At 71.3% G+C, this 6,033-nt stretch carries 7 protein-coding genes and 1 pseudogene; 2 read left to right on the top strand and 6 right to left on the bottom strand.

Translation table 11 applies throughout. The features are described 5' to 3' along the window. Positions 1-281: pseudogene (locus GKQ77_RS25675) on the top strand (hypothetical protein); the annotation flags it as partial. 9 nt (positions 282-290) lie between these two features. Here the strand turns inward: GKQ77_RS25675 and GKQ77_RS25670 are convergent. Genes GKQ77_RS25670 through GKQ77_RS25660 form a run of 3 tightly spaced genes read right to left on the bottom strand, consistent with a single transcriptional unit; the run spans position 291 to position 3,297 of the window. Beyond that, a complete protein-coding gene (locus GKQ77_RS25670; RefSeq protein ID WP_219691311.1) occupies positions 291-1,127 on the bottom strand; it encodes a carbohydrate ABC transporter permease in 837 nt (278 codons plus the stop codon). Positions 1,128-1,132: 5 nt separating this feature from the next. Beyond that, complete coding sequence (locus tag GKQ77_RS25665) at positions 1,133-2,044, bottom strand: carbohydrate ABC transporter permease (protein WP_219691310.1); 912 nt, start codon at positions 2,042-2,044, stop codon at positions 1,133-1,135. Next, positions 2,041-3,297 (bottom strand): ABC transporter substrate-binding protein, encoded by a 1,257-nt coding sequence (locus GKQ77_RS25660; protein WP_219691309.1) that lies wholly within the window; start codon positions 3,295-3,297, stop codon positions 2,041-2,043. The genes GKQ77_RS25665 and GKQ77_RS25660 overlap by 4 nt, the downstream gene beginning before the upstream one ends. Positions 3,298-3,539: 242 nt before the next feature. Here GKQ77_RS25660 and GKQ77_RS25655 point away from each other — a divergent pair, with 242 nt between their 5' ends. Next, entirely contained in the window at positions 3,540-4,115 is a 576-nt protein-coding gene (locus tag GKQ77_RS25655) for a hypothetical protein (protein ID WP_258021954.1), read from the top strand. 51 nt (positions 4,116-4,166) lie between these two features. Here the strand turns inward: GKQ77_RS25655 and GKQ77_RS25650 are convergent, their stop codons facing one another. From GKQ77_RS25650 to nirD, 3 genes are all read right to left on the bottom strand, one after another. Continuing rightward, the gene (locus GKQ77_RS25650; RefSeq protein ID WP_219691308.1) at positions 4,167-4,943 is read right to left on the bottom strand and encodes an SDR family NAD(P)-dependent oxidoreductase; all 777 of its coding nucleotides are present in this window, start codon (positions 4,941-4,943) and stop codon (positions 4,167-4,169) included. A 73-nt stretch (positions 4,944-5,016) separates the two neighbouring features. Further along, positions 5,017-5,601 (bottom strand): TetR/AcrR family transcriptional regulator, encoded by a 585-nt coding sequence (locus GKQ77_RS25645; protein WP_219691307.1) that lies wholly within the window; start codon positions 5,599-5,601, stop codon positions 5,017-5,019. A 74-nt stretch (positions 5,602-5,675) separates the two neighbouring features. After that, on the bottom strand, positions 5,676-6,014 hold the full coding sequence (nirD, locus tag GKQ77_RS25640; protein ID WP_219691306.1) for a nitrite reductase small subunit NirD: 339 nt from the start codon (positions 6,012-6,014) through the stop codon (positions 5,676-5,678). Positions 6,015-6,033 lie beyond the last annotated feature (19 nt).

The following is a 6,033-nucleotide window of genomic DNA, read 5'->3' as shown; positions in this document are numbered from 1 at the left end:
AGGCCGGAGGGTGGGCGGACGCCGAGGACACGGCCCCCGCCGAGGAAGCCACCGTCGACGCCCTGGTCACCCGCGTCGAGGACCGTATCCGCCGGCTGCACGAGGCGTCCGCCGAAGCCGGCGACCTCCTGGAGAAGCTGAAGCAGCAGGCCCGCGCCGCCTCCATCGGCCGGCCCATCGGACGCAGGCAGGCCGACACGACGGTCCGCCTCCTCAACCAGACCGTCTCCAGGCTCTGCCAACTCCCCGAACTCATGGAGGACATGACGGAACCCGCCTGACGGGCCCCGCTAGTCGTCGATCCCCGACCGCTCCACCCCCGCCACGATCCACCGCTGGAAGAACAGGAACACCACAAGCAGCGGCACGATCGACACCGCCGCCGCGACGAACAGTTCGTGCAGCCGGATGACCTGCGAGGTCGTGAACGTCGCAAGGGCCACCTGGACCGTCCACGCCTCGCGGTCCTGGCCGATCACCAGCGGCCACAGGAAGGAGTTCCACGCGCCGATGAACACGATCGTGCCGACGGCGGCGAAGACCGGGCGGGAGTTGGGGACGACCACACGCCAGTACGTGCGCCAGTAACCGAGCCCGTCGACCCGCGCCGCGTCCTCCAGCTCCCTCGGAAAGCCGAGGAAGTACTGCCGGAAGATGAAACACGCGAAGGCCGAGAAGAGCGTAGGAATGATCAGCCCGCGCAGCGTCGAGACCCAGCCGAGGGAGGAGACCAGCACGAAACTGGGTACGAAGGTGACGGCCGCCGGGACCATCATCGTGCCGAGGATCGCGTAGAAGACCTGGTCGGCCCAGCGGTAGGGGATGCGGGCGAGGCCGTACCCGGCGAGCGAGGCGAGGAGGACGGTGCCGAGGGTCGTCGCGACCGCGATCAGCGTCGAGTTGAGCAGCGCGCGCGCCATCGGCACCGTCGGGTCCGCGAAGAGTTCCGGCAGGTTCGACCAGTGCAGGGTGGAGGGGAAGAACGTCCAGTTGGGAGAGGTGATGTCCCGCTCCGACGCCAGGCCGTTGCGGACCAGGAGGTAGAAGGGGATCAGGAACAGCAGGGCCAGCGTGATCAGCAGGACCACCCGCAGCGCGCGGCCCGCCCGGACCAAGGCGTCGTCCATCGTGCTCAGTCCTCCTTTCCGCCCAGGCCGAACCACCGCGCCTGGCCGACCGTCACCACCGCGATGATCAGCGCGAGGATCACCGCGCCCGCGCTGCCGAGCCCGAGGTTCTGCCCCTGGCCGAGCGCCGTGTAGTAGAGGTAGACGAGCGGCGGACGGGCGTAGGGCGGGTAGCCGCGGGAGTCCGAGAGCAGGTTGTAGAACTCGTCGAACGCCTGGAAGGCGTTGATCACCAGGAGCAGCGTCACCGCGATGGAGGTCGCGCGCAGCTGCGGGAGCGTGATGTGGCGAAGGACTTGCCAGCCGGGCCGCGCCCCGTCCACCGCCGCCGCCTCGTAGAGGGTGGGCGAGATCCGCTGGAGGCCCGCCAGGAACAGGATCATGTAGAAGCCCGCCTGGAGCCAGAGCCGCACGGTGACGATGACCAGCCAGTACCAGGGCGGCTCCGTGGTCGAGAGCCAGGCGACCTGCTCGGCGCCGAACCAGCCGAGGACGGTGTTGGCGAGCCCGAACCGCACCCCGTTGAAGATCGACAGCTTCCAGATCAGCGCCGCGACCACGTAACTGCACGCCGCCGGGAGGAAGAAGACCGACCGGAAGAACGCCTGTGCGCGGCGCGTCCGGTTCACCATCAGCGCGAGCGCGAGCGACAGGACGAAGGTGGTGGGCACGATGAACGCCGAGAAGACGGCGAAGGTGACGAGACTGTCGGTGAACGCGTCGTTCCGCAGCATCGACGTGTAGTTGTCGAGGCCGACGAAGTCCGTGGGCGAGACGGTGTTGTGCGCGTCGAAGAAGCTGAGGTAGACGCTCCAGGCGAGCGGTACGTACGTGAAGAGGACCAGGCCGAGCGCGAACGGGCCGACGAAGACCCAGAACCACAGCGTGCGGTTCTGGGTGCCGAGCAGCCGGCTCACGGCTTCTTCCTGGCGCGGGCCAGCTCCGCCCGCACCGTGCGCACGACGGACTTCAGCTCGCTGTCCGGATCGGCGCCCGACTTGATGACGCGGCTCAGCGCGTCCTGGTAGGCGGTGCGGCTCGCCGGTGTCCACAGCAGCGGCTCGGCGTAGCCGTACTCGTTCGAGTAGCGCACGGCGTCCGCCGCCGGGCCCTCCTTCAGCTTGCCGGCCTTCTTCGCGAGGGAGAGCCTGGCCGGGATGTGGAAGCCGTAGGAGAGCGCGAAGTCCTCCTGGTACTCGGTCTTGTCGATCCACAGCCACTTCAGGAAGTCCTTGGCCTCCTTCTTGTGGTCGCTGCGGGCGCTCACCGCGGCGCCGTACGACCCCACGGGCAGCGCGGGCCTGCCGTCCGGGCCGTCGGCGGGCAGCGCGAGGACGCCGAAGTCGTCACCCAGCTCCTTCTTCACCGCGGGCAGCGCCCACAGGCCGCACCACTGCATCGCGGTCAGCTCCTGTACGAACGCCGAGGGGTCGGCCCAGTCGGCGGGCGCGCCGAGCAGCAGCGACTTGTCGGCGTAGAGCCGGCGGAGCTTGCCCAGGGTGCGGGCCGCCGCCGGATCGTCGAAGCCGACCTCGCCGTCCGCCGTGACGGAGGACAGGCCCGCCGCGTAGAGCGGGGTGATGCCGAGTGCGCCCGCCCCGCCGTCGTTGCCGAGGAAGAGGCCCTTCACGTTCTTCGTCGTCAGCGCCTTGGCCGCGTCGACCAGCTCGTCCAGGCTCTCCGGCGGCCGCACACCCGCGTCGTCGAGCAGGCTCTTGCGGTAGTAGAGCAGGTGCATGTCGACGACCTGGGGGATGGCCCAGATCTTCCCGTCGTACGTCTTCGGGGCGAGGACCGCCGGGTTGAAGTCCTTCCGTACGCCCTCGAAGAGGTCGGTGAGGTCGACGACCTGGCCGCCCCGGATCTGGTCCAGGGAGGGGCCGTTGACCTCGAAGACGTCGGGCCCGGAGTCGGTGAGCAGGGCCGCGGCGGTCTGCTCGTCGTAATTGCCGGGCCGCCACTGCACGGCCACGTCCGCCTTGTCGTACGCGGCGGCGTACCGCTTCACGGCCTGCTCGGTGCCCGCCTCGCCGTACTGGTGGTACCACTGCGCGAGGCGCGGGCCCTTGCCGCCCGAATCCCCGCCGCCGCGCCCGGTGTTGGAGCCGCACGCCGTGAGCAGTCCGAGCCCGGCGCCGGTCGCGAGCAGTGTCCTGCGGCTGATGGTCATCCCGGTCGTCCCCCTGCGTGAGGTCGGAGTTCCTGTACGTCTCGGCCCAACGATCAACCATGCGCGGTGATTACGACAGTGGTGTTGCGGCCGAGTGTCGCCCCCCGGGGGAGGCCCGCCCGGGGCACGCCCGCCGACCCCCTCGGGGCAGGCGTCAGCGTCCCGTCAAGGTGTGCCGCCCGGGTGTATGCGGCGCGTCAATGCCGGGCCCGCTGCCGCACGGCCGTCCTAACGTGCCGCACATGGGACACCACAGGACGACACGGGACGCCGCCCGGCGCGGCACGGCGCGGGGCGAGGGCGGTTACGCGGGCGCGGCGGAGACCGTGACCGACCGGAACTGGGCGGCGGACGTGCGGGCCGCGATCCTCTGCGCGCTCGGCCTCTTCGTGCTGATCACCCTCATCGACCTGGCCAACGGCACCCTCTCCCTGCCCCGGCTCGCCCTGTGGGCGGGACTCTCCGCCCTTCTGTACGTGGTGCTGCACCCCGCGCGGGTGACGGCGGGCCCCGGCTGGCTCGCCGTCCAGGGCCTTGGGCGCCGCCGTCATGTCTGCACCGGGCTGCTGACCGCCGTACGGCACAACGACGGCGTCGCCGCGCGCCTCGTCCTGTGCGACTCCCTCGGCAACCGCGTCGAACTGGACCCCCAGATCCTCGTCGCCAACCCGCTGCTGCTGCACCGCCTGGACCGCGGGGCCCGCGCCGCACGCGATGCGGGCCTGCTCAACACGGGCTGCGCCGAACTGCGCAGGCTCACGGCACGGATCGACGGGGCGGCGGCGCGGGGCGTCTTCGAGGCCTCGGACCTGCGGTAGGCGCGGTAGGCGGGGTCCGCTCCGGCCGCCGCCCCGCTCAGGCCGCCCCGGTCACGCCGCCGCGCCGCCGTCGATGACCAGGTCCGCGCCGACCACGGAGCCGGAGTCATCCGACGCCAGATACAGCACGGCCGCCGCGACCTCCTCGGTCGTCGACACCCGGCCAAGCGGCGACTGCTCCTTCATGCGCGCCGCGCGGTCCGCCTCGCTCTCGCCGGGCTGGAGCGACATGGAGGTGGCGGAGGCGCCCGGGCTGACGGTGTTGACGCGGACCCCGTCCCGGATGTGCTCGGCGGCGGCCGCGCGGCCCAGCGCGGAGACGGCCGCCTTGGTCGCGCCGTACGCGGCCGTGCCGGGGGCGGTGGTGTGGGCGCCCAGGTTGGAGCCGACGTTGACGATCGCGCCGCCCGTGGGCTGGGTGCGCATCTGCTTGACCTCCGCCTGGAGGGCGAGCAGGACTCCGGTGACGTTGATGTCGAGCATCGTGCGCCAGTCCTCCTCGGGCAGCTCGGCGACCGGCTGCCCGGCGCGCAGGACGCCCGCGTTGTTGACGGCGACGTCCAGGGAGCCGAAGCGGTCGACGGCCGTCGCGACCAGGGCGGCGAGGTCGGCCGAGCGGGAGACGTCGGCGGTGACGGCGAGGGCCGTGCCGCCCGCCTCCTCGATGAGGGCCACGGTCTCCTTCAGCGGGGCCTCGGTGCGTCCGGCCACCACGACGTTGGCTCCCTCGGCGGCGAAGGCGAGGGCGGTGGCGCGGCCGAGTCCGGAGCCGCCGCCGGTGACGAGGGCGGTACGGCCGGTGAAGCGGGCACGGGTGACAGCAGTCATCACAGAACTCTTTTCTTGACCGATCGGTCCAGTATATGGGCAGCAAAAATGAACCAGGGTGGGAAGTGGTCAGTCAGTCCAGGAGGGTCAGCGCCTGCTCGACCGCGTCCCGCACCCGCGCCGCGTCCGCGGACGCCTTGCCGACGACGCGCAGGCCCTGCATCAGGACGAGCAGCATGCGGGCGAGCGTCAGCGGATCGCGGTCCTCGGGCAGTTCGCCCTGGGCCTGGGCGCGGACGAGCGCGGAGTGCAACAGGGTCTCGATCTGCTCCCAGCTGCGCTCGACGCTGCGGGCGGCCGCCTCGTCGTGAGGGGCCAGCTCGGCCGCCGTATTGGTGACGAAACACCCGGTCAGGCGGCGCTTGTCGGCCGTGGCCTCGGCGCCGAAGCGCCGCACCGCCGCGCGAACGGCGGGCAGCGCCGGTCCGGGCTGCGCCAGCTCGGCGAGCAGCAGGGGCTTCTGCTGCTCGCCGTACCGCTCCAGGGCCTTCAGGTACAGCTCGTGCTTGTTGCCGAAGGTCGCGTAGATGCTGGCGCGTCCGATACCGAGCGTCTCGACGAGGTCCGCCATCGACGTCGCCTCGTAGCCGCGCCGCCAGAACAGCTCAAGGGCTGCCTGCAGGGCGGCGTCCGGATCGAATTCCTTGGTCCTGGCCACAGGGGAGACGCTATGCCGTTCTGGAACGTACGGTCAAGATGTTTCTGGAACGATCGGTCAGGCGAAACGATCGGTCAAGCAATGCGTACGGAATGCACGGCCACCGTCACCTCGTCGTCGTCCAGGCACCGGCCCGTCTCCAGGTCGAACCGCTGCTTGAGGAGCGGCGAGGCGACGAATGGCCGGCCGTCCTGCGAGCCGACCAGGCCACGGGAGAGCACCGCGGCGCCCGTGAACGGGTCGCGGTTGTCGATTGCGTACGCGCGGCCCTCGCGGTCGAGGAAGAGCGCGGCCTGGCTGCCGTCGGGCAGCAGGGCGGCGAGGCCGCGGCCCGGGGTCAGCCTGGCGCGGTCGCAGACCTCGAACCAGTCGTCCGCAAGGCGCAGTTGGACACGGGTGGGGGCGGTGCTCATCGGGAGGCTCCTTCCAGGG

It is taken from the genome of Streptomyces anatolicus (assembly GCF_019400875.1).
Lineage (GTDB): Bacteria > Actinomycetota > Actinomycetes > Streptomycetales > Streptomycetaceae > Streptomyces > Streptomyces anatolicus.
The sequence above is the reverse complement of the archived record's forward strand: the minus strand, read 5'-3'. Positions and strand labels throughout refer to the sequence as shown.

Excerpts from the sequence above, each read along its gene's own strand:
- GKQ77_RS25655 (WP_258021954.1), top strand. The coding sequence starts at position 3,540 with ATGGGACACCACAGGACGACACGGGACGCCGCCCGGCGCGGCACGGCG.
- GKQ77_RS25660 (WP_219691309.1), bottom strand. The coding sequence starts at position 3,297 with ATGACCATCAGCCGCAGGACACTGCTCGCGACCGGCGCCGGGCTCGGA.
- GKQ77_RS25650 (WP_219691308.1), bottom strand. The coding sequence starts at position 4,943 with ATGACTGCTGTCACCCGTGCCCGCTTCACCGGCCGTACCGCCCTCGTC.
- nirD (WP_219691306.1), bottom strand. The coding sequence starts at position 6,014 with ATGAGCACCGCCCCCACCCGTGTCCAACTGCGCCTTGCGGACGACTGG.
- GKQ77_RS25670 (WP_219691311.1), bottom strand. The coding sequence starts at position 1,127 with ATGGACGACGCCTTGGTCCGGGCGGGCCGCGCGCTGCGGGTGGTCCTG.